Origin of the sequence: Negadavirga shengliensis (assembly GCF_042652345.1) — a bacterium.
Taxonomy (GTDB): Bacteria; Bacteroidota; Bacteroidia; order Cytophagales; family Cyclobacteriaceae; genus Negadavirga; species Negadavirga shengliensis.
Map to the genome: position 1 here is coordinate 2501 of NZ_JBHSJJ010000034.1, position 2814 is coordinate 5314.

2 rRNA genes (1 of these 2 running past the window's edge) are annotated in these 2814 nt (G+C 59.4%); both read left to right on the forward strand.

The features are described 5' to 3' along the window. A 23S ribosomal RNA gene (locus tag ACFPFU_RS25490) occupies positions 1–2538 on the forward strand; it begins 382 nt to the left of the window's first position. Positions 2539–2637: 99 nt separating this feature from the next. After that, positions 2638–2749: ribosomal RNA gene (rrf, locus tag ACFPFU_RS25495) — 5S ribosomal RNA — on the forward strand. Positions 2750–2814 lie beyond the last annotated feature (65 nt).

Sequence of the window (2814 nt, forward strand, 5' to 3'; positions counted from 1 at the left end):
CGCGCGGCGGGAATCCTGAGTAGGCCGGGACGGGAGAAATCCCGGCTGAATCCGCCGGCACCATCCGGCAAGGCTAAATACTCCCGGGAGACCGATAGTGGACGAGTACCGTGAGGGAAAGGTGAAAAGCACTCCGAACAGGAGGGTGAAAAGAACCTGAAACCGTGCGCCTACAAGCGGTCGGAGCCCCGATGGATATCGGGGTGACGGCGTGCCTTTTGCATAATGAGCCTACGAGTTGCGCCTCACCGGCAAGGTTAACCCCGTTGACGGGGGCAGCCGGAGCGAAAGCGAGTCCGAACAGGGCGTTTGAGTCGGTGGGGGCAGACGCGAAACTTTGTGATCTACCCATGGCCAGGCTGAAGCCCCGGTAAAACGGGGTGGAGGGCCGAACCGATAAGCGTTGAAAAGCTTCCGGATGAGCTGTGGGTAGGGGTGAAAGGCCAATCAAACTGAGAAATAGCTCGTACTCCCCGAAATGTTTTTGGGAACAGCGTCGGGGGACGTATGGCGGAGGTAGAGCTACCGATAGGACTAGGGGGAGTCACATCCTACCAAATCCTGACGAACTCCGAATGCCGCCATAGGGTACCGGCAGTGAGGGCTCGGGTGCTAAGGTCCGAGTCCGAGAGGGAAAGAACCCGGACCTCCCGCTAAGGTCCCGGAGTCCGCGCTAAGTTGAACAAAGGCGGTCCAGCTGCAGAGACAGCCAGGAGGTTAGCTTGGAAGCAGCTATACCTTTAAAGAGTGCGTAACAGCTCACTGGTCGAGCGGCAGGGCGTCGATAATAATCGGGCATCAAGCGCGGCGCCGAAGCGGAGGATCCCGTCCCGACGGTTGTCGGGACGGGGTGGTAGGGGAGCATTCCATCGGCGGCGAACCCGGGGCGCGAGCTCCGGCGGAGCTTATGGAAAAGCAAATGTAGGCATAAGTAACGATAATGGATGGGAGCAACATCCACACCGCAAGACCGAGGTTTCCTGATCAACGCTAATCGGATCAGGGTCAGTCGGGACCTAAGGATAACCCGCGAGGGGATTCCGATGGCAAATGGGTTAACATTCCCATACCGCGCATGCAGGTGACGGGGTGACGGAGCGGTGAAAGGCCCGCCCGGTGACGGAATACCGGGTTGAAGGGTGTAGGTATTGGGGGCATGGTCAAATGCGTGCCCCTAGCCGAACCTGAGAGTACCGCGAGGCTTCGGCCGAGCGGACAGCGGCCGTAATAGCTTCCAAGAAAAACCCCTGGCGTTAAGCGCATGCGCGCCCGTACCGCAAACCGACACAGGTGGTCGGGGAGAGTATCCCAAGGTGCTCGGGTGAATCATGGCCAAGGAACTCGGCAAAATGGCCCTGTAACTTCGGGAGAAGGGGCGCCTCCCCCGCAGCGATGCGGGGAGGCCGCAGTGAAAAGGCCCAGGCGACTGTTTATCAAAAACACATGGCTTTGCGAAATCGTAAGATGAGGTATAAGGCCTGACACCTGCCCGGTGCCGGAAGGTTAAGGGGGGATGTTATTCCCGAGTGATCGGGGAGAAGCATTGAACCGAAGCCCCGGTAAACGGCGGCCGTAACTATAACGGTCCTAAGGTAGCGAAATTCCTTGTCGGGTAAGTTCCGACCTGCACGAATGGTGTAACGATCTGGGCGCTGTCTCGGCCATGAGCCCGGTGAAATTGTAGTCGCGGTGAAGATGCCGCGTACCCGCAACGGGACGGAAAGACCCCATGAACCTTTACTGCAGCTTAACATTGGCACCGGGTACACGGTGTGTAGGATAGGCCGGAGGCTGTGAGGGGGCGTCGCCAGGCGTCCCGGAGCCGACGTTGAAATACGGCCCTCTGTGTGCCTGGTGTCTAATCCCGGGACCGGGAGACATTGTTTGGCGGGTAGTTTGACTGGGGTGGTCGCCTCCAAAAGGATAACGGAGGCTTCCAAAGGTCCCCTCAGCACGTTTGGTAACCGTGCGCGGAGTGCAATAGCATAAGGGGGCTTGACTGCGAGGCATACATGCCGGGCAGGGACGAAAGTCGGGTATAGTGATCCGGCGGTACCGCATGGAAGGGCCGTCGCTCAAAGGATAAAAGGTACTCTGGGGATAACAGGCTGATCTCCCCCAAGAGCTCATATCGACGGGGAGGTTTGGCACCTCGATGTCGGCTCGTCACATCCTGGGGCTGGAGAAGGTCCCAAGGGTTGGGCTGTTCGCCCATTAAAGTGGCACGCGAGCTGGGTTCAGAACGTCGTGAGACAGTTCGGTCCCTATCTGTTGCGGGCGTGGGAAGTCTGCGGGGGTCTGGCCTTAGTACGAGAGGACCGGGCTGGACCGACCGCTGGTGTACCGGTTGTGGTGCCAACCGCACCGCCGGGTAGCTAAGTCGGGAAGGGATAAGCGCTGAAAGCATCTAAGTGCGAAACCCGCCCCAAGATGAGACTTCCGTACAGGGCCGTCAGAGACGATGACGTCGATAGGCCGCAGGTGTAAAGCCGGAGACGGCACAGCCGAGCGGTACTAATAGCCCGAAAGCTTGGACGGCAGCAGGCGCTGCATTTTCCGCGAGACATAGTCAAAAAGGACTTTGAGACATGATGCCGCAACGCGGCACCGCCGCCGTACATTTCGGCGCGGAAAGACCTAGGCGGCCCAGCGCAGGGGCACCACCTCTTCCCATCCCGAACAGAGAAGTTAAGCCCTGCAGCGCCGATGGTACTGGGGTCACACCCGGGAGAGTAGGCCGCCGCCGTATTATTCATAAGGAGCCCCTTCCCGACAGCTGTCGGGAAGGGGCTTTCTGCGTTCCGGGGGGATCCC